The sequence below is a fragment of the Rhizobium cauense genome (genome assembly GCF_019511525.1).
GTDB lineage: Bacteria > Pseudomonadota > Alphaproteobacteria > Rhizobiales > Rhizobiaceae > Rhizobium > Rhizobium cauense.
Genome location: NZ_JAEUAT010000020.1, coordinates 15,916 through 37,422, shown reverse-complemented (window position 1 = coordinate 37,422; position 21,507 = coordinate 15,916). Strand labels below are relative to the sequence as shown.

At 56.1% G+C, this 21,507-nt stretch carries 14 protein-coding genes; 11 read left to right on the top strand and 3 right to left on the bottom strand.

Annotated features, from left to right (window positions below):
* Positions 1-30 precede the first annotated feature (30 nt).
* Positions 31-660 carry a response regulator gene (locus tag JNB88_RS27310; protein ID WP_223217351.1) on the bottom strand — a complete coding sequence of 210 codons (630 nt, stop codon included), beginning with the start codon at positions 658-660 and terminating at the stop codon, positions 31-33.
* A 430-nt stretch (positions 661-1,090) separates the two neighbouring features.
* Between JNB88_RS27310 and JNB88_RS27305 the strand changes: the two genes are divergently transcribed.
* The 6 genes from JNB88_RS27305 (at position 1,091) to JNB88_RS27280 (ending at position 13,052) form a co-directional block, all read left to right on the top strand.
* Entirely contained in the window at positions 1,091-1,336 is a 246-nt protein-coding gene (locus JNB88_RS27305) for a hypothetical protein (RefSeq protein WP_220358183.1), read from the top strand.
* Positions 1,337-1,517: 181 nt separating this feature from the next.
* Positions 1,518-7,781, top strand: coding sequence for a HAMP domain-containing protein (locus JNB88_RS27300; RefSeq protein ID WP_338111053.1), 6,264 nt, complete (start codon positions 1,518-1,520; stop codon positions 7,779-7,781).
* Positions 7,782-7,790: 9 nt separating this feature from the next.
* Positions 7,791-9,464, top strand: a complete 1,674-nt coding sequence (locus JNB88_RS27295) for a response regulator (RefSeq protein ID WP_220358182.1) — start codon at positions 7,791-7,793, stop codon at positions 9,462-9,464.
* A gap of 112 nt (positions 9,465-9,576) precedes the next feature.
* On the top strand, positions 9,577-11,262 hold the full coding sequence (gene kaiC, locus JNB88_RS27290) for a circadian clock protein KaiC (RefSeq protein WP_222858157.1): 1,686 nt from the start codon (positions 9,577-9,579) through the stop codon (positions 11,260-11,262).
* A 3-nt stretch (positions 11,263-11,265) separates the two neighbouring features.
* Positions 11,266-11,565 (top strand): circadian clock KaiB family protein, encoded by a 300-nt coding sequence (locus JNB88_RS27285; protein WP_220358181.1) that lies wholly within the window; start codon positions 11,266-11,268, stop codon positions 11,563-11,565.
* Complete coding sequence (locus JNB88_RS27280; protein WP_223217350.1) at positions 11,562-13,052, top strand: sensor histidine kinase; 1,491 nt, start codon at positions 11,562-11,564, stop codon at positions 13,050-13,052. The genes JNB88_RS27285 and JNB88_RS27280 overlap by 4 nt, the downstream gene beginning before the upstream one ends.
* 695 nt (positions 13,053-13,747) lie before the next feature.
* On the opposite strand, the gene JNB88_RS27275 is transcribed toward JNB88_RS27280, so the two are convergent.
* Positions 13,748-14,167, bottom strand: a complete 420-nt coding sequence (locus tag JNB88_RS27275) for a CBS domain-containing protein (protein ID WP_220358180.1) — start codon at positions 14,165-14,167, stop codon at positions 13,748-13,750.
* 330 nt (positions 14,168-14,497) lie between these two features.
* Here JNB88_RS27275 and JNB88_RS27270 point away from each other — a divergent pair, with 330 nt between their 5' ends.
* Positions 14,498-15,211: a Crp/Fnr family transcriptional regulator gene (locus JNB88_RS27270; protein ID WP_220358179.1), complete on the top strand. Its 714-nt coding sequence runs from the start codon at positions 14,498-14,500 to the stop codon at positions 15,209-15,211.
* Positions 15,212-15,264: 53 nt separating this feature from the next.
* Here JNB88_RS27270 and JNB88_RS27265 read toward each other — a convergent pair whose 3' ends face one another.
* On the bottom strand, positions 15,265-15,981 hold the full coding sequence (locus JNB88_RS27265; protein ID WP_220358178.1) for a Crp/Fnr family transcriptional regulator: 717 nt from the start codon (positions 15,979-15,981) through the stop codon (positions 15,265-15,267).
* 494 nt (positions 15,982-16,475) lie between these two features.
* On the opposite strand from JNB88_RS27265, the gene JNB88_RS27260 reads away from it, so the two are divergent.
* The 4 genes from JNB88_RS27260 (at position 16,476) to JNB88_RS27245 (ending at position 21,502) form a co-directional block, all read left to right on the top strand.
* On the top strand, positions 16,476-16,679 hold the full coding sequence (locus JNB88_RS27260; RefSeq protein ID WP_223217361.1) for a hypothetical protein: 204 nt from the start codon (positions 16,476-16,478) through the stop codon (positions 16,677-16,679).
* Entirely contained in the window at positions 16,676-17,143 is a 468-nt protein-coding gene (locus JNB88_RS27255) for a DUF2243 domain-containing protein (RefSeq protein WP_220358264.1), read from the top strand. The genes JNB88_RS27260 and JNB88_RS27255 overlap by 4 nt, the downstream gene beginning before the upstream one ends.
* Positions 17,144-17,458: 315 nt before the next feature.
* Positions 17,459-18,829 (top strand): NAD(P)/FAD-dependent oxidoreductase, encoded by a 1,371-nt coding sequence (locus JNB88_RS27250; RefSeq protein WP_220358176.1) that lies wholly within the window; start codon positions 17,459-17,461, stop codon positions 18,827-18,829.
* A gap of 495 nt (positions 18,830-19,324) precedes the next feature.
* Positions 19,325-21,502 (top strand): putative bifunctional diguanylate cyclase/phosphodiesterase, encoded by a 2,178-nt coding sequence (locus JNB88_RS27245; RefSeq protein WP_220358175.1) that lies wholly within the window; start codon positions 19,325-19,327, stop codon positions 21,500-21,502.
* Positions 21,503-21,507 lie beyond the last annotated feature (5 nt).

Genomic DNA, 21,507 nt, shown 5'->3' with positions numbered 1-21,507 from the left:
CCTCGCCATGGCTCTTAGCTATCGAAGTCGCTAGCGGATCCTCTTCCCGTTGACGGCGGCTATCAGCCTTGCGTCAGGGACCGGCTTTGGAAGAAACGAGACGCCAGGGCCGAGCTCTGCCTTCGCGAGCTTAACGATGCCTGACATGATGATAATCTTGGTCCGCGGCCAAAGTGAGCGAACGCAAGTTGCCAGACCCAACCCGTCCACGTTCCCGGGCATGGTCATATCCGTGATGACCGTGTCGAACCTGTTATCCTTTAGCAGGCCGATTGCCTCTCTCGCGTTTTCGGCCTCGGCAGTTCTGATACCGGCACGTTCAAGTGCCTCCATGGTTCGATGGCGTGCAGCCACTTCCTTATCCACGAGGAGAACTCTGGCCGCAGATGTCTGGGATGACGCGACAAGAGGTACAAGGGAATGCTTCCTGGCAAGCACTTCACGGCCATCAGATGATGCCTGCGTGCGTTCAAGCAGGTTTCGTTCTGCAACCGCAATCATCCAGTGATCCTGGTCTCGGCCGGATGGTCGTCCAGCCTCCTCCCACAACGCGTACGCTCGCTTGCTTATCCATTCGAACCGATTATCAGACATGATACACCTCCGCAGCTGACGAACATCGGAGAGCTGTTTTGGTTCCTGGGCAAAAATCCTTTCCATTTGGTCGGATCAGCCAAAGTCAGTTCAGTAAGGAACCACGGCTCGAAGCCTTCGCCTTGGCGCAGCAAGGCCAAACTCTGCCAAATTTGAAGACGCGCCGGGAACATCGCTCGAGAAACTTGGTTGGATAAACAGAGCAACCAAGATCGGTCAGACTGATGAAGCCTTCCGAAGATCCCGTAGTGGCTACAGCCACGTCGCCTGCCGAAAGAAAAACAAAGCGGAAGGCCGCCAATTTTCTGGTATTACTAATCGGGGGAGTGGCTGCCTTGTTCTTTTTCCTCTACCTCTGTATCGCGGTATGGGCTTGGCTGGGTTCCCCGTAGGGCCGGTTCAAGCACCTGATCGCGAATAGCCTTTCCCCATCTTGTCGGAACTACAGGCTCCTCGCGTCGTTCCCTCGGCGGGTATCAATTCACAGGGACTTGCGATGGCACAAAAAGACATCCTGACTGAGCCTTCAGATACCTTTGCTCGGCGTCTCTCCGAAATGATTGACGATGAGCTATTCGAAACAATGGAGGTTCTTGAAGATGCAAGCGAGGCTCGGCAGAACGAGCTACTTCAGGAAGTGCTGTTTCGAATCGCTCTGACTGAAGACGAAATAGAGCGACGTTATCCTGGTCAATTATTGGTTCCGTATCGTGACTGGAAACACAATCGGGGGCAGCGCTGAAAGCTAACGAGGGTCGTACCGGTCTGTACGTCATCGTACGGAAGTGGCCTGACTAGGCTTTTTTTCGTGGAATCGCAGCAGCATAGTAAGGCGAGCCCGTAGATATTCACCTTTGGCGCTCTAATTAAGCGGTGTTCCAAGGGGAGGGCTATTCGTGTCCACAAGCGAGCACCAGCGTGCGATCAATCCTTTAGATGGCGCCGCAGGGCGGCAGCTTGACCCTGTCACATCAGAGGAAGCCGCAGCACTGCTCGACGTCCTGCTCAATGTTCGCCGGGGTGATTTCTCCGTGCGCATGCGCTCGGACTCCACGGGCAACACAGGAAAGATTGCCGACGCGCTCAACGAGATCATTTCTGCAAATCAACGGCTTGCACAACAGCTTGACCATGTGGGGGAACTGGTCGGACGGGCGGGAAGAACCAGGACCCGGGTCCGGCTTGGCCTACCAGACGGCTCCTGGGCTGATATGGAGGGATCGATAAACCAACTGATCGAGGACCTGTTGTGGCCCACCACCGCCGTTACCCGCACGATCACTGCTGTGGCAAAGGGGGACCTGCTTCAGACAGTTCCTCTCGACGTTGATGGTCGCCCGCTTCAGGGCGAATTCCTGAGGTCCGCCGGCATCGTCAATACGATGATCAAGCAGCTTAACCTCTTCACGTCAGAAGTGACCCGTGTGGCTCGGGAAGTCGGCACGGACGGTAAACTTGGTGGCCAGGCTCAGGTGCCAGAGGTTACAGGCGTTTGGAAAGACTTGACCGAAAGCGTCAATTCCATGGCCTCCAACCTGACGGCTCAGGTGCGAAACCTTGCGGACGTCACGATCGCGGTTGCCAACGGAGATCTGTCGAAGAAAATAACGGTGGATGTCCGGGGGGAAATTCTTCAGCTGAAGGAGGCGATCAACACCATGGTTGATCAGCTGCGCTCCTTCGCCTCCGAGGTCACTCGTGTTGCGCGCGAGGTCGGGACCGAAGGCAAACTCGGCGGCCAGGCTCTCGTGCCTGGTGTGGCGGGGACCTGGAAAGACCTGACGGACTCGGTGAACGCCATGTGCGGTAACTTGACCGCACAGGTGCGTAACATCGCCCAGGTGACGACAGCCGTCGCGCGTGGAGACCTTTCTCGCAAGATCACAGTCGACGTCTCGGGCGAAATATTGGAGTTGAAAGAGACGATCAACACGATGGTGGACCAGCTTAACGGCTTTGCCGGTGAAGTCACCCGGGTGGCGCGTGAAGTGGGGACAGAGGGGCGGTTAGGCGGGCAGGCCCAGGTTCCAGGCGTTGCCGGGACCTGGAAGGACCTGACGGACAACGTGAACTCCATGGCCTCGAATCTGACTGCCCAGGTTCGAAACATCGCGGAAGTGTCGACCGCCATCGCCAGCGGCGATCTTTCGAAGAAGATCACGGTGACAGTTTCAGGAGAAATTCTTGAACTGAAAGAAACGATCAATACCATGGTGGACCAGCTCAATGCGTTCGCGTCGGAAGTCTCGCGCGTGGCACGCGAGGTCGGCACAGAGGGTCGCCTAGGCGGACAGGCCAATGTGCGAGGCGCTGCAGGCACCTGGAAAGATCTAACGGAAAACGTCAACTCCATGGCAGGCAACCTCACCGCCCAGGTGCGAAACATCGCGGAGGTCTCCACAGCCATTGCGAATGGGGATCTGTCAAAAAAGATCACGGTCGACGTGAAGGGCGAAATTCTTGAGCTGAAGGAAACGATCAACACGATGGTCGATCAGCTCAACGCGTTCGCCTCGGAAGTCACCCGCGTTGCCCGTGAGGTTGGCACTGAGGGCAGGTTAGGTGGACAGGCAAACGTGCGCGATGTTGCTGGTACCTGGAAGGATCTGACGGATTCAGTCAACTCCATGGCTTCAAACCTCACCGGGCAAGTCAGAAATATTGCGGAGGTTGCAACCGCTGTTGCTCAGGGCGACCTGTCGAAGAAGATCACTGTCCCAGTGTCCGGCGAGATTCTTGAGCTTAAGGAAACCCTCAACACCATGGTAGACCAGCTAAACGGGTTTGCTGGGGAGGTTACGCGCGTGGCGCGCGAGGTCGGAACAGAAGGCAGGCTGGGAGGCCAGGCAAACGTGCTTGGTGTCGCGGGAACCTGGAAGGACCTGACCGACAGCGTGAATTCGATGGCCGGCAACCTAACGGCCCAGGTTCGCAATATTGCGGAAGTCTCGACAGCAATCGCCAACGGTGATTTGTCGAAAAAGATCACTGTTTCGGTGTCAGGCGAGATTCTAGAACTCAAGGAGACGCTGAACACCATGGTGGATCAGCTGAACCGCTTCGCGTCGGAGGTGACGCGCGTTGCGCGTGAAGTCGGAACGGAGGGCAAGCTTGGTGGGCAGGCTCAGGTTCCGGGTGTTGCCGGAACGTGGAAGGATCTTACCGAAAACGTCAACTTCATGGCGTCGAACCTGACGGGCCAGGTGCGCAATATCGCGGAGGTGACCACCGCTGTTGCTCGCGGTGACCTGTCGCGCAAAATCACGGTCGACGTAAAGGGCGAAATCCTTGAGTTGAAGAACACCATCAACACGATGGTAGACCAGTTGAACGCGTTTGCCGGGGAGGTGACGCGTGTTGCGCGTGAAGTCGGAACCGAAGGCAAGCTTGGTGGCCAGGCGCAGGTATCGGGTGTTGCCGGCACCTGGAAAGATCTCACCGATAGCGTCAACTCCATGGCAGGAAACCTCACAGCTCAGGTTCGAAATATCGCCGAAGTGGCCACGGCAATCGCCAATGGCGACCTGTCGAGAAAAATCACCGTCGACGTCCGCGGCGAGATTCTCTTGCTCAAGGATACACTGAACACAATGGTTGATCAGCTTCGCTCATTCGCGGGCGAGGTGACCCGGGTGGCTCGCGAGGTGGGCACGGACGGGCGACTTGGAGGTCAGGCCGTCGTTCCAGGCGTTGCCGGCACCTGGAAGGATTTGACCGACAATGTGAACCTTCTGGCCGCCAATCTGACCACGCAAGTTCGCAATATCGCGGAAGTCACGACCGCAGTTGCTCGGGGCGACCTGTCTCGCAAGATCACCGTCGATGTAAAAGGCGAGATCCTCGAACTTAAGAATACAATTAACACGATGGTGGACCAGCTCAATGCCTTTGCCGGCGAAGTGACACGCGTGGCGCGCGAGGTGGGCACCGAAGGAAAACTTGGAGGGCAGGCACAGGTGCCAGGCGTGGCTGGGACCTGGAAAGACCTTACCGACACCGTCAACGTCATGGGCGCCAATCTTACCGAACAGGTCCGCGGCATCGTCAAGGTGGTCACCGCTGTTGCAAATGGCGACCTCAAGCAGAACCTGACAGTGGCTTCAAAGGGAGAGGTAGCGGCCTTGGCCGAGACGATCAACAATATGACGAACACCCTCGCAACATTTGCCGATCAGGTTACAAGTGTCGCTCGCGAGGTTGGTGTCGAAGGTCGACTGGGTGGGCAGGCGAATGTTCCGGGCGCCGCGGGGACCTGGAAGGACTTGACGGGCAATGTCAATCTTCTTGCCGCAAATTTGACGACGCAGGTGCGCGCCATTGCTGAGGTCGCAACGGCTGTGACGAAGGGGGATTTGACGCGCTCGATCAAAGTCGAGGCTCGCGGCGAGGTAGCGGAGCTCAAAGACAACATCAACACGATGATTGACAACTTGCGCCTGACCACCGACCGAAACACCGAACAAAACTGGCTTAAGACCAACCTTGCCCGTTTTACCAACATGCTTCAGGGGCAGCGCGACCTAACCCTGGTCGGCAAGATGCTTCTGTCGGAGCTTGCGCCGCTGGTGGGCGCGCACCAAGGCGTCATCTATCAAGTCGAAGTCGATGCGGAGCGCCCCGTTCTTTCTCTGCTTTCTGTATATGCGCAAGGAATGGGGACGTCCCACCCGCAACGTCTTGAATTTGGCCAGGGGCTGGTTGGGCAGTGTGCGAGCGATGCACGGGCGATTGTCATCACCGATCTGCCTTCCAATGTCGTTCCGATCACGTCTGGCGTGTTTTCGACCTTACCGAGGAGCGCCGTTGTCCTTCCGGTTCACTTCGAAGGCCAGGTGAAGGCCGTCATCGAACTGGCCTCAGCAGGCTCGTTTACTGAACTGCAGCTGTCATTCCTCGATCAACTGACAACTTCGATCGGGATCGTGTTGAATTCCATTGAGGCAACCATGCAGACGGAGGGGCTTCTCAAGCAATCGCAGCAGCTTGCCGCCGAGCTCCAGACACAGCAGCGCGAACTACAACAGACCAACGAACAGCTGGAGCAGAAGGCCCAACAGCTCGAAGAACGAAACTTCGAGGTGGAGGCGAAGAACCAAGAAATTGAGCAGGCCAGGCGGGCGCTTGAGGAAAAGGCGACGGAACTTGCCCTGACGTCCAAATACAAATCTGAGTTCCTGGCGAACATGTCGCACGAGCTGCGCACACCGCTCAACTCAATCCTGATACTCGGTCAGCAGCTGGGCGAAAATCCTGAGGGCAACCTGTCAACTAAGCAGGTTGAATTTGCAAAGACTATTCATGGTGCCGGCACTGATCTTTTGAACCTGATCAGCGATATACTTGATCTATCGAAGATCGAGTCTGGCACGGTTTCGGTGGATGCCGAAGAGATCCGCATCTCCCACATCCTTGACGTGATGGCTCGACCGTTCAGGCACGAGGCGGAAAATCGCGGATTGTCGTTTTCCGTCGAGATTGGGGCAGATGTCTCGGACAGCATCATGACAGATGCTAAGAGACTGCAGCAGATCCTCAAGAACCTGTTATCGAACGCGTTCAAGTTCACTGCCGAAGGCGGCGTGAAGCTTGGAGTGTCAATGGTTACCGGCGGTTGGTCAGCTGACCACCCATCGCTTCAGAACGCATCCTCCGTGATCGCCTTCGAGGTCTCCGACAGCGGCATCGGAATCGCTCTGGAAAAACAGCGAATCATCTTCGAAGCGTTCCAGCAGGCAGATGCCTCAACAAGCCGCAAGTACGGAGGGACCGGACTTGGGCTAGCGATCAGCCGCGAACTTGCGAACCTTCTTGGAGGGGAGATTCAGCTTCGTAGCAGCCCAGGGTCAGGGAGCGCGTTTACTCTATTCTTGCCGCTCTCGTATGGCGGGGCTAGCGGGTCGAGGATAACAGCCGAACAAAGCAATGTGATTCAGCTTTCCGAAATTGCAACAAATCGGCATGGTAACAAGCCGATCGAGAAGCTCATTGACGACCGCGATGAGGTCGTTGCGGGTGAGATGGTTCTCCTCGTCGTAGAAGATGATCCTCATTATGCACGTGTGCTCATGGATCTTGCGCATGATCGGGGCTTCAAGGTCATAGTCGCTCAGCGCGGTAGTGACGCGCTCACGCTGGCGCAAGATTATCTTCCGACGGCGATATCGCTGGATATCTTTCTGCCGGACATGCTTGGTTGGAGCGTGCTCAGCCAACTCAAGCAGAACGTGGCCACGCGTCATATCCCGGTGCAGATCATTAGCTTGGACGATGATCGCCAGCACGGCCTGACGAGGGGTGCTTTTGGTTTCCTCAGCAAGCCAACCGACTCGGACGGGCTGGGCGAGGCCCTTTCTCGATTGAAGACATACGCGCTTTCGCGTCGCAGACGTCTGCTTGTCGTCGAAGACAATGAGGCAGAGCGTGTCAGCGTCATGTCACTCCTTGGGCACGAAGATATCGATATCGAAACCGTCGGGTCTGGCAGCGAGGCCCTTGCCGCCTTGAAACGCGAGCCCGCGGACTGTGTCGTCCTCGACCTGACCTTGCCAGACATGTCCGGTTTCGAGGTGCTTGAACAGATTCGTGATGACATTGACATCGGAGAAGTGCCGGTCGTCGTTTTCACGGGTAGGGAATTATCGCCAGAGGACGACAGCCGCCTGCATAGCATGGCCCGCAGCGTCGTCGTCAAGGGTGTGGAATCGCCGGAGCGACTGCTGGACGAGACGGCACTTTTTCTGCATCGCGTAGTCGCTGAGCTGCCCCCGGAAAAGCAGAAGATGTTAGCCGATCTACATACGTCGGACGAAGATCTTGTGGGCGAAGTGGTCCTCCTCGTTGATGATGATGCTCGCAACATCTTCGCGCTCAGCAGTGTGCTGGAGAGGCGCGGCATGAGGGTCTTCACGGCAACGACCGGAAGTGAAGCGCTCGAGGTTCTAGAAAAGAATGAGACGGTTGCGCTTGTCCTCATGGATATAATGATGCCAGGAATGGATGGGTACGAGACAACGGCGGCCATTCGAGCTCAGCCCCGATTCCAAAGGCTGCCGATCCTTGCTCTTACGGCAAAAGCCATGAAGGGCGACCGCGAGAAATGCCTCGAAGCGGGGGCTTCCGATTATCTCGCAAAGCCGGTCAATACCGAGCAGTTGCTGTCTGCGTTGCGCATGTGGCTGCACCGGTAGGAGGCGAAAATGGACAGCGTGAACATCCTGCTGGTGGACGATCAACCTGCAAAGCTCCTGAGCTACGAGGTCATCCTCGAGGACCTCGGAGAAAATCTTATCAAAGCCCAATCCGCCAGAGAGGCTCTGGAACACCTCCTGAGACACGACATTGCCGTGATTCTGGCCGATGTCTGCATGCCGGAGCAGGACGGGTTCGAGCTCGTCAGCATGATCCGTGAGCATCCCCGCTACCAGAATACTGCCATTATCTTCGTCTCCGCAGTGATGATGACGGAACCCGACAGGTTGCGTGGTTATGCTGCTGGCGCTGTTGACTATGTCTCCGTCCCAATCGTGCCCGAAGTACTTCGTGCCAAGGTCCGCGTCTTCACTGAGCTTTACCGCAAGACAAGAGAGCTTGAGCGGCTAAACAGCGATCTTGAGCACAGGGTGCGCCAGCGCACGTCGGAGCTTGAGGCATCATCCGCCGAACTGCGAAAATTGAATGAAGAGCTCGAGCTTCGCATTGAAGAGAGGACTCGTGAGCGTGAGGAGGCACTTGCGCAATTATTCGAAGCGCGGAAGATTGATTCAATCGGTCAGCTAACCGGAGGCGTTGCTCATGACTTCAACAATCTCCTCATGGCGATCCTCGGAAGTCTAAGCCTGTTGAAGAAGCGGCTACCCGACGATGAACGCAGTGAGCGGTTGCTATCGAACGCCGTTCAGGCGGCGGAGCGAGGTGCTGCGTTGACGCAGCGCCTGCTCGCATTCGCGCGCCGCCAGGAGCTCAAGCCGACAACCGTCGATTTCGTCCAGCTCTTTTCAAATATCAAGGACTTACTTTCGAAGGCAGTCGGGCAAGGGATCGACATCCACCTAGAGGTAGCATCGGATCTGCCTAAAATTCTTGTTGATGCCAATCAACTCGAGTTGGCGCTACTGAACCTGTTTGTCAATGCTCGAGATGCGATGGATGGCGCGGGCACCATCAAGCTCAGTGTCAACGCGGCAGAGCCAATTCATGAAAGAAAGCAGGGCGCCTTTGTGAAAATCCGCATCAGCGACAATGGAGGGGGTATGGATCCCGAAACGCTGGCAAAAGCGACAGAGCCCTTCTTCACAACGAAAGGTCCTGGGAAGGGAACGGGACTTGGTCTGTCGATGGTGCAGGGACTTGCCGTGCAGTCAGGCGGATCGCTCGAACTGGCGAGCGAGGTGGGAACTGGAACCTCCGTTACCGTGTGGCTGCCGGTCGACACTGGTACAGGGGAGCACGTCGTGAACGACAAAGTGGGTCACGAAGAGGAAGCGGTCGTTGGACCTGGCGAGACGCTGACCGTACTTGTGGTTGATGATGATCCGCTGGTGAGCATGGGAACCGTGGCAATGCTGGAGGACCTAGGGCATACCGCCTGCGATGTGACATCGGCCTCCCAAGCTCTTCAGCTACTGGCTGAAGAGCAAAGCTTCGACGTGATCATCACCGATCATTCAATGCCGGGGATGACCGGTGCGGAGCTGTCACGAATCATCGCAACTTCGTTTCCTGACCTTCCGGTAATCCTGGCGTCGGGCTATGCCGAGCTGCCTGACAATCAGGGCCCCGGCGAGCTGATTAGATTAACGAAGCCATTTACTCAGAACCAGCTTGAACAGGCTATTCAGAGGGCGACCGGACTGAGAGCATCTGCCGCCTAGATGAGGAGGATTTCCAGCTGCTTTCAGGGCACTTCACCTCCTGCTGTGATTTGTTTAGGACATATACAGGTTGGAGCCGGGCTACCTCGGTCCTGAGAGGGAAAATTTATCTATGACAATCGATGGTGGAATAAGAAAATCACCTACGGGCATCGCAGGATTCGACGAGCTTACTCTAGGAGGCGTTCCTACGGGACGACCGACACTCGTGTGCGGAACGGCCGGCTGCGGCAAGACGCTTTTTGCCTCAACGTTTCTTCTCAACGGCGCACGTGATTTTGACGAGCCCGGCGTTCTTGTCACATTTGAGGAGCGGCCGGTCGATATCATCAACAACGTTGCCTCGCTTGGCTTCGATGTGCAAGCTTTGATCGATGAGGGAAAGCTTTGCATCGAACATATTGCAATTGACCCAGCGGAACTGGAGGAGATCGGAGACTATGATCTTGAAGGCCTCTTCCTGCGCCTGGAACTGGCAATTGACCAGGTAGGAGCTAAACGGGTCGTCCTTGACACAATCGAAAGCTTGTTTTCCGCCTTCGCCAACCCTGCCATTCTTCGCGCTGAAATTAGACGCCTGTTCGACTGGCTGAAGGACAAGGGGGTGACCACCATCATCACCGGGGAGCGAGGCGACGGCTCGCTGACGAGGCAGGGCCTGGAAGAATACGTTTCGGACTGCGTCATTTTATTGGATCATCGCGTCCACAACCAGATTTCGACCCGCCGCCTGCGTATCGTCAAATACCGCGGCACCGCTCACGGGACCAACGAGATCCCGTTCCTCATTGACCAGGATGGATTCAGCGTGCTGCCCATCAGTTCTCTGGGGCTAAACCACAAGGTTTACGAAGAGCGAATCTCTTCGGGCGTAGTTGACCTTGACGCTATGTTGGCGGGGGGCGGTTTCCACCGTGGCACCAGCATCCTTATCAGCGGTGTTGCGGGGTCCGGGAAGAGTTCGCTCGCGGCGTCCTTTTGTTCGGCGGCATGCCGGGCCGGTGAACGTGCTCTTTACTTCTCATTTGAAGAGTCGGTCGACCAGACGGTTCGTAACATGCGATCGATCGGCATCGATCTAAAGCCTTGGCTTGACAATGGCGCCTTGCGGTTCGTGGCCGTACGGCCGACTTTTTACAGCCTTGAAATGCACTTGGCCGTCATGCTTCGCGAGGTCGCCCGCTACAGGCCTTCCCTCGTTGTCCTCGACCCGATCTCTGCCTTCACGGGCAGCGGCGAGACCTTGGAGGTCCAGTCGATGCTGCTTAGAATGGTGGACTTCTTGAAGTCGCACGGAACGACAGCGGTCTTTACGCATTTGATGCACGCCCAAACCGGCGTGACCGAGACCGACGCCGGTCTCTCTTCCCTCATGGATGCATGGATCTGGCTCCTGAACCGCGAGATCGGGGGCGAATTTAACCGGGAGCTTTACCTTCTCAAGGCGCGCGGCACTGCCCATTCCAATCAGGTGCGAGAGTTCGTCATGGCCGAAGATGGCATCTCGCTGCTTCCGCCCTATATCGGTGACGGGCGAGCCCTAACCGGGTCACTGCGTCATTCGGAGGAAGCCAAGGCGCGCCGCGCGGAGGTGGACCGTAAGGCAGCGGTTGCTCGAAAAGCGGAGATCCTGCGGCAACGGCGCCGTAAGGCGATGGCGGAGATCGAGGCCCTTCAGGCTGAGCTTGACGCTGATGAGGCGGAACTTTCTGAGGTCATGGAGGCAGAAAAAGCCTACCATGAGCAGGCTGCCTCGGACAGGAAAGACATGGAAAAAAGTCGACGGATGATGGGCTAAGGAATGGAACAAACAGCAGAGAATAAGGGCCCGAAGAAGCTCGTGCTTTATGTGGCGGGCCAGACGCCGAAATCGCTTGCCGCAATTCAAAATCTTGAGCGCATTTGCGAAGAGAACCTGCCCGGAAAGTACGTGGTCGAAGTCGTGGATCTGCGAAAATCGCCGCATTTAGCGCGCGAGCACGGAATCGTTGCTATCCCAACGCTCGTACGTGAACTGCCCACGCCAATCCGCAAGATCATAGGAGACCTCTCGAACTCCGAGAAGGTGCTCGTCAATCTTCAGGTCGGAGACGGAGAATGAGTGGCAGTACAGGCCAAATGAACGACCTGACCCAGATTGAGCTGAAACAAAGGTTAGAAGAAGCAGAAGAAGTCATTCGGGCAATTCGGGCAGGTGAGGTTGACGCACTGGTCATCGGTGACCAGGCAATCGGCGAAGAGATCTTTACGCTCGAAGGCGGAATTGAATCTTATCGCTCGTTCATGGAAGCTATGAACGTCGGTGCCGCGGCCTTTGATACCAAGGCAAACCTTCTCTATGCCAATCAGGCACTGTGTGAGCTTGTCGGTTCCTCTCCCGAAGCTATTTTGTCGAATGGTCTGTTCAGTCTCCTCGATGCAACAAATGCGGCGATTATCAGAGACGTTGTGTTTTCGGCCGGTACCGAACGCAATCAACGCGAAGTCAAGGTCGGCCCGGCCAATGATATACGCCATCTCCTGCTCACCGCCGGTAGGATGAGACTTGGCACGAGCAATGCCGTTGCGGTCAGCTTTACAGACATTACCGGTTCGATTGTCGCCGAGCAGCGAAAAGAGGCGGAGCGGACCGCCCTAGCAATCATGGCGTCGGCTGCTGAAGCTGTTGTCGTGTGTGATCTGCGAGGTTTGGTGACGCACGCCAATGCAGCGGCCGTCAGCCTGGCCAACACAGATCCCGTCGGCCTGTCGTTCAATGCAGCCTTCGCACTCGATTTCCGTGGCGCCACCGGCCTTATGCAGGGGGAGGATTTCCTAGAGGTCGCAGCTGGAGGACAGGCCGTTCAGGGTGTTGAAGCTTTGGCCGCGCATAGCCGGCCGGCAAAGGACGTCCTTGTGTCTGCAGCGCCACTCGTTGTGGGCGAAGGCCGTGTGACGGGTACGGTCGTTACACTGGTCGATCTTTCCCGCCGTAAGGCGGCAGAAAAGCAACAGCTCTTGCTCATGGGCGAACTCGATCACCGGGTCAAGAATACTCTCGCCCTTGTCGTATCGATCGCCAATCGCACAGCGTCGACCGAAGAAACGATTGATGGATTTCGCAGGGCCTTCTCTGGCCGCATCCATGCATTGGCTGCCACCCACAACCTTCTCGCCGACAGGTCTTGGGGATCCATTCGGCTCGGCGAGATGGTGATGGCAGAACTCGCTCCCTTCGTCGCGGACTTGCACGCGAAATTGAAGATTGAGGGCGACGAGATCGACATCAGGCCACGCGCTGCCGTTGCGCTTGGGCTTGTCGTTCATGAACTGGCGACGAATGCTGTGAAATATGGGGCGCTGTCGACTGAGACAGGGCGAATTTCGGTCATAGTCACCCGCGGGTCTCCAAGCATCAAAATCTCCTGGATAGAAAGTGGAGGGCCTGTTGTCCGGGAGCCGACCAAGAAGGGGTTTGGCGACACCGTCATTTCCCGCAGTCTGCAATATTCACCGAACGGCGGCGCGGAAGTGACCTACAAAGCGGAAGGGGTTAAGTGCGAAATCCGCATTCCTGCAGAAGATGTTGAGGAGGCCATTGCCATCTGATGTCAGCCTGAAGCTATCGATACGGCGGGAACCTATGCCCTTGGAGCAAGTTCTGCAGGGGGTGAAGGTGCAAAGGAGACCACCGGTGACCGTAATCCATATTGATAAGTATTCTGAGTCTGGACCAGATCAATCCTTCATAAGGCACGACAGCGAAGGTCGACGCCTTTATTGTTTTGCCCTTGAATACCAGATGGGCGATGGGAATTGGACCGCTAACGTTTGGGCCTATTCCCATGAGGATGCCGAAGCTCGGGTTACTGCGATGAAACAATCGTTGATGGTCTGCGGACAGGTTTTCTGTGAGGTGCCTGCGTAATCAGGCTGCCTGCCTTATCGCCCTCGCGTCCAGGTGAACCCAGTAAGACACAGGACGCCAAGAAAGAGCGCGCTGCCAAGCCTCAAAGGAAAGGAATACCTCTTGCGCTTAGCGGACGTTGCTGCCTCTAGGGCGTGGGCTATTTCGTCGACCTCTACTCGTAAACGATCAATTTCCTCCTGAGCATAAGCCAATGCGGCCTCACGACCAGCTCTGTGAAAGCCTGCTCTCGAAGGAGGGTTCGAGGTACTCAGTTCCTCCTCGTCAATTGGGACCCAGCCGTCTCGATTCTGTGAGCCTTGCATTTTCATTACCCTATGATGTGGCCGCCCGTGAGCGGCGGTGAACCGAGGTATGCCAGACGGCTCCGATGCGGCTATGTGCGCCGCGTTGTGTCATCAGAGATTTCTTCGAGAGCTACGCCGGCAAGTTCTTCCTGACGAACAGCAATATCGCCTAGCGAAAGGACGCCGCAGATCTTCCCCGAGGCATCGAACACAATGAGGCGGCGCATCTGCAACTCCGACATCCGGTAGGCAGCCTCGCTTAGATCGTCGTCCTCCAGGCAACTTTCCACTCCCGTTGTCATGATCAACGAGACGGGCTCTTCCGCATCCAGACCCTCCGCCACTGCGCGTATGACGATGTCTCGATCGGTCACCACGCCAAGCCCTTCATCGTTGAAGATAGGGATGATCCCGGTATCCACTTCAGACATCAGTTTCGCAACATCGCGGATTGTTGCGTCAGGGTCGGCCGTTACGACCTGTTTGCTCATGACATCTTTGACTTTCATGGTCTCCTCTCCCTTCACGTCCTGAAAAACTTCCACAAGAGGCAGATGTTCCGTGCGCGGCGTCGGCTGGCAGATCGGAGCTCGGCTGCGGATCAATGCACACGCGACCTTGGCGACCTAGCCACGGCTCAAGCTCGCCCTTCGGCGCAAGAGCCTGCCAATCGTCTCGGGCCTCAGGCGTGAGCCAATGTCAGAAGGGGCCACCGCATGGGCGGATGTGTCCGCCACCGTACCCAAAAACACGCGCAACAACAGGATGTTATACAGCCGCAACCGACAGATGAACATGGTGTGTGCCGACGCCGCTGACACCGACGTAAATTGAGATCTATGTCCATTCCTAACCAAACAATGTTGCAGAATCGGCTCCTGGCCCGTCTACCCGATGAGGAATTTGCAAACATCATGCCTGCCCTTGAGGAGGTCCCGCTCCACCAAGGTTATGTTATTGTCAAAGCGGATCGTCCGATCGACTATGTCTACTTTCTCTGCAGTGGAATAGGGTCGGTTATTACGGTCTCCTCGGGCCGACAGCGAGCCGAAGCTGGAATGTTTGGCAGGGAAGGGTTCTCACCGACCTCAGCAGGTGTAGGCGGCACGATCAGTGTTCATGAAGTGTTGATGCAGGTCGAGGGGCACGGCTATCGCATGCCTTTGGACGCCACACTCGCCGCTATCAAGCATAACCCAACCTTTGCGAACCTTCTTGCTCGTTTCATACAGACCTTCGCGTCGCAGATTTCCTACACTGCGTTGTCGAACGTGAACTATCAGATTGACATCCGTCTGGCCCGTTGGTTGTTGATGTCACACGATCGCGTTGATGGCGATGAGATAGGGCTTACCCATGACTTCATCTCATTGATGCTTGGTGTTCGCAGGCCGAGTGTCACGACCGCGTTGCACATCCTTGAAGGGAAACGGCTGGTTCGTTCCGAGCGCGGCCGTATCACGATCCGCGACAGAAAGGGGATGGAGGAGTTTGCTGGAGATTCGTACGGGAGGCCTGAGGAAGAGTACCGGCGCCTGATCGGTAGCTTTTGAACCGGCACTAGGTCTTCTGTGACCCCTACACGCCTGTCCTTTCAGATTCATTCTTAGAAGAGGTTTGCCATAAGCCGCCGGTATTCCTCCTCAGGCTTTCCATAGGCGTCACGCGCAAACTCTTCCATCGCAGGGCGATTGCGCATTATGATGTTACCTCGCTCAGATTTGATGAAACCATTTCCTTCCAGGATATGCAGCGAAGTCGTTACACTTGGGCGTCGAACCGCAAGCATCAACGAAATAAACTCGTGCGTTAGCCCGATCTCGTTGCCTGAGACCCTGTCGTGGCACATTAGGAGCCATCGCGCGAGCCGCTCTGTCACGTCATGCATGGCATTTGAGACAGCGGTGAAGGTCAATTGAATGGAAAAAGCCTCGATGGAGCGTATCATTACCTTCGAAAAATTTTTGTTTTCTTCCATCCAGTTGCGAAACCTCTCGTAATTCATGCGATAAGCTTCCGAGCTGAGCTGGACAACCACATCGTGAGGGCTGATTTCGGCGTCGGCGACCGCAGAGGTTGGAACGTAGCCTTCGGAGCCGAATATTCCAGCTTCCGCTTGATTGCCTTCAGGTGTGGTCGCTATTATGGAACCGATGCCTGAGGTCAAGAAGTAGATATGGGCGATCGGTTCTCCGGCATGGGCCAACACCGTACCACGCTCAAGTTTTACGAGGTCGAGGTCGTTGACGATCTCGGAATAATCGCGCTCAGGGAGAATTTGCAAGAGCTTGTTGGTCATAGACAACCGCGGCGGCGAAGCCATTGCCTTATCCTCTCGGTAGTGGTTACTCGGGCTCCTTCTGGTGCCTTGGTTCTGTTAACCGGAAACCCGTACCAATGTTCCCTTATAACGCCACCGGCGACTTAGAGTGATGAGGTGACGGCCTAGCTATCACCGTCGGCGTGGATATCGCCAAGCAAGTTTTTCAGGTTGACGGTGTCGATCAGGATGGAAGCGCCGTTTTACGCAGGAAGCTCGTCGAGCAGAGGTATCCGGGCAAGTCGCTGCCACACTAAAGTCCACGCCAACGGAGGTCGTCCATACATGCCCTTCGTGCACCACTTGCAAGCCCCATCGCGGCGGGAACAAGAGCCCTGCCATGAAGCCACACATACTGTCCGAAAGCGTACTTTCGATCATCGCGAGGGAACCGCCTCTCGTCTCGCTGGTTGGTCCCGTACGCCGCTCACTGAGGGCGGACCTGGGCCAGATCGTGGGGCCCCGCGCCAATGTGGTGCCGGGCCAAGGAGGGTGCAGTGCAGGGAGTCGAATGGGCCATTCTTTTGGGTATTTTGACGCTAGCTTGTTGGATGGGAGCAGGCGTCGCTGCTATTCTTGGAACTGACGATGAACTTCGCCATGGCAATGCGCGGAAGGCAACGGTCTTCGCTACTCTTGGCCTCGGTGGAGCCGGCATTGCATGTGCGATCGCGATGGCAGCGATCATGGTCGTGGCATGACGAGTGCCACAGTTCTACCACTGACAGCATGGGCGGGCCTGACGCTCGGAGTGGGGCTAGGCGGCTTCTTCGATGGCATAGTCTTCCATCAGCTACTTCAATGGCATCACCTTCTAAGCAGCTGGTATCCAAATAAAACATTGCAGAATCTGACGCTCAATACCTTCTGGGATGGTGTTTTCCATTCGGCCACATATCTCGTGCTGCTTGCCGGAGTCTTCATACTTTGGCGATCGGGACGACAAGGTCATTTCAGGCGGGGGACCAAGAAGCTGATCGGGACAATGGTCACTGGTTTTGGGCTGTTCAACATTCTGGAAGGTTTCATCAATCACCTGATTTTGGGCATTCATCACGTCAACGAGACAGTTGCCAGAGACAACTGGATCCTTTGGGATACAGCCTTTCTGGTGTGGGGTGTGGTGATGTTGGTCGGCGGCTGTTTGATAGCGAGGCGAGCGTGAGCGAGCGTAGCAAGGTGATTTGGCAGGAAGTGCGAACCGCGACTGTCTGGGCGGCCTTCGGCCTGGGCTTGATCTTAGCAACTCGCCCTGTCTGGATTTATCTGGTCGTCGGCGCTCAGCCCGACGCACTGTTGCTTCGTTGCTTGGAGCTAAGCTTGTCCTAGGCAAACCTCAACTGCGACCGATGAACAGCGCATCGCCCTGGGTGCGCCATACCTTCGCCGTTCCGTCGGCGTCGGAACAAGTGTGAATGAACTTGGTTGGTGCGCAAACCGAGGCAAGATAAAGGCTCTGAGCAATTCGCGGGAGAAGCAAATGGAAAGAATGCAGAGCAGAGGTTTGCCGAGCTCCACCTACCAGCGCCGTCATGTGGTCATCATCGGTGGCGGTTTTGGAGGGCTAGCATGTGCTCTTGAGCTGGGAAACGCGGACCTAGAGGTGACTGTGATTGACCGCCGAAACCATAACCTGTTCCAGCCTCTCCTCTATCAGGTTGCAACGGCGGCCTTGTCTCCAGCCGACATAGCCGAGCCAATTCGAAAGACGCTTGCGCGGTTCAAAAACATCCAGATGATCATGGGCGAAGTCACCGATGTGGAGCCTTCTGGGAAGAGCGTCCAGTTGGCGGATGGCGCGACCGTTTCCTATGATCAGCTTGTGATTGCGACAGGTTCTCAGTACAATTACTTCGGCAATGACCATTGGCAGGCTGTTGCGCCGGGGCTGAAGACAATTCACGAGGCGCGCGAAATCCGGCACCGGTTGCTTCTCGGATTCGAGCGGGCGGAACGAGCGACCAGACCCTCCGAAAAACAAGCTTTGCTGACAAGCATTGTTATCGGCGGTGGTCCAACAGGGGTCGAAATGGCTGGTGCAATCTCTGAACTTGGCCGTTTCATGATCAGCCGAGATTTCAGGAATCTGCAACCCGACCATCTAAGGGTGCTTCTTGTGGAGGCTGGTCCTCGCATCCTGGCCGCGTTTCCCGACCACCTATCGGCGTATGCCTCAGGTTATCTGGAAAGGATTGGCGTCGAGGTCCGCACCGGTTCACGCGTTGTCGACATCAATAGTGAAGGCGCGATGATAGATGGCGAATTCATTCCCGCAGCATCGATCGTTTGGGGCGCCGGTGTGAAGGCATCTGAAGCACACCGGTGGCTCGGTTTGGAGGGAGTGGCAGGCGGACGCATTCCGGTAAACGACTGCCTCCGCGTCCAGGGATTCACCGATATCTACTCATTAGGAGACACGGCCGCGATGAGAGGCTTGGACGGTAACTTGCTGCCAGGGCTGGCCCAGGTCGCCAAGCAACAGGGCACTTATCTTGGAAGGCTGCTGCGCAAGGGAACTGTAACGAAAAAGTTCGAATTTCGAAATCGAGGCAATACGGCCGTGATTGGCCGCAACGCTGCTGTTTTCGACTTCGGCAGCTGGACGTTGAAGGGGCGGTTTGCTTGGATACTGTGGGCTTTCATTCACGTCTATCTTTTAATAAATCTCGAGAAACGCCTGCTTGTGAGCATCCAATGGATCTGGCGTTATATTACGCGACAGCGTGGTGCTCGCATCATTGACGAGAGCACCTACCGCGCGCCAAGCGGCGATCAGGCAGCCACGCCATCAAACGCATCCGAAACAATTGGACCGGGACTAGACAGTTGTCGGCGGAAAGAACCGGGTTGAATCGACAGCCGTTTCTTCTCTTTCCCAAGGAAACTTTTGGCCCAGTGGAGGTTCTCGCCTCCTTTGGTTCGATCTGGTACAACGCGAGAAACTACAATGAAAATGCGCTATGTGTTCGTGGCGGCGGTTCTGGCTGCAATAGCGACGGTCGTCGCGTTAGGATCGTTTCCGTCGTGGCACGAGGATCGGGTAGAGGGCCAGCCCTCGCCGCACGCCTTGGACCCAACCCAATGATTGTTGGCGAGCTTTGCTTCAAACCCGCGGTCACTGGTGTGCCCGCCGCTACATAGCCAAAGTTGTGCTATATTAGCCCCGGGTGAGGCGAAGCCACAGCTGGTTGGACAAGAAGCATGGCGCCTACTTTTCTCGAGGGCTTTTGAAAGTTGAGGAGGAACGAGCAGCAAGAGTGGTACGAAAGCGTACATTCGAACATTTTCACAATCTTAATGGGCAGGGCAATACACTCATCGTTGGAAACACCGAAATGGATCTGCAATGCCCCTGAAGAAGTCCTCGCTCGCTTTTAGTCTGGCGCTTTCCCTTCTCTGCGCGTCACTCATCATCGGCACCATCTACGCGACGATGATATGGGCAACCAATCAATCAGATCTCTCGGCTGTTCATCGGCAGGACAGACTTGTTGAGCTTGTCGTTAGTAAATCAAAAGATGCGGTGGCGCATGATCAGGAGAGTGCGACGGTATGGGACGACGCCGTAAGAAAGGTTGCCCAGCATGACAAGGAGTGGATCGACGCCAATCTTGGGCGATGGATGCATTCCTATTTTGGCCATAACGGCGCTTTTGTCGTCGCTCCTGATGGACAACTGATCTACGGTTTTTCAGATGATGAGTCTGACGAACTGAAGGCATACCGTGGGGTATCTGACGCCGCGACGAAGTTGGTTGAGAGTCTGCGCAGGCGGCTCGCAGAGGGAGACACGACAGGCACGGACGATCACACCTTGAGTATCGGGGAAGCCGACATCGTTCGCATCAATGGGCGCCCTGCAATCTTGAGCATAAAACCTATCGTCTCCGACAGCGGCCAACTGTCTTTAGGGTCAGACACGCAATATATCCACATCGCTCTTCGTTATCTCGACGGCGATTTTGCGGACGCAATGGGGCGTGAATACTTGCTCACTGATATGAGGTTTGAGTGGCATCGCGAGGACGATCCGGGGCGGCGCTATCTGCCTGTGACGTCAAAGTCCGGCGATGTGATTGGCTTCTTTAGCTGGGCCCCCTTCACGCCAGGCAGGGCGGCCCTGCGCGCAACCGAACCCGCCTTGATGGTTGGAGGCGTAATCATTTTGGTTGGCACCGCCGGTCTCGTCCTTGCCTTGCAACGCCGTTCCCGCCGCCTGAAGGAGAGTCAGGGCAGGTTGATGCACCTTGCGCACCATGATGCCTTAAGCGGGCTCCCTAACCGAGCCTCTTTTGATGCCATTGTTGCACGAACACTTGCTCGGTCGGAAGGCGCCGTACTATTTCTCGACCTCGACCGTTTCAAGAAGGTCAACGATACATTGGGACACGCCATCGGCGACCAGCTAATCCGCGAGGTCGCCGCTCGCCTCAAAACTACGGCGGGAAGCGGTGTTACGGTCGCTCGCATAGGAGGCGACGAATTCACAATTCTCGTTGCGCCGTGTACGCCAACGGCTATTGAAATGCTCGCAGAAAAGCTGATCTCCGCAATCCGCCAACCTTTCACGATCGAAGGTCAGCCCATCGTGATCGGGTTGAGCATCGGTGTAGCCTTTTCCGCAGGTGCTGCGGATACGTTGGACGTTTTGAGACGTGCCGACATTGCTTTGTATCAAGCGAAAGCAGCGGGTCGAAATCGGTATGCGATTTTTGGCTCTCAGATGGATGAAATGATCAAGTCTCGACGGGAGCTTGAGTACGACCTGCGTTCGGCCCTCAAGTCGAGAGACCAGATCGAGGTTCATTACCAGCCTATTTTTTCCGCCGCCGATGGCGGTCTTATAGGGGTGGAAGCGCTCACCCGATGGCGCCATCCCACAAAAGGGTTTGTGCAACCCGATGTTTTTATTGGCATTGCGGAGGAGGCGGGCATTATCGGGCAACTCGGGGAACTAGTTCTGGCAACGGCACTTGCAGCAGCCAGCCGTTGGCCGGCTCTCTCCCTCGCCGTTAACGCGTCTGCCCTTGAGTTGCGCGACCCGGGATATGCTTTACGCGTCACGTCGGCGCTCGAACGTGCGAGCTTCAATCCTGCGAGACTGGAAATCGAGATCACAGAAAGTACCGTTTTAGAAAATGAGCAGGCTTGCCAGCGCAATATTGATTCTTTGAGAAGGCTTGGTGTTCGGTTCGCGCTTGACGACTTCGGCACTGGATTTTCGTCTTTTGGCCGCCTCCAGCAAGTAGCGGTCGACCGCATCAAGATTGACCGATGCTTTGTCAGCGGATCACCCGACTTGTCGAACAACGAGGCCATTGTTCAGGCAATTATTCATCTCGCCCATGCTCAGGGCATGAAAACGACCGCCGAAGGTATCGAGACTGACGAGCAACGCGCTTGGTTGCGGGAACTGGGGTGTGACGAATTACAGGGCTATTTGCTTTCCAGGCCGGTGAAGTCAGGCGACATAGACGAGCTTTACCGTAATGATAGTGAGCAACGTCAAACTGGCAGCTCATAGATCCG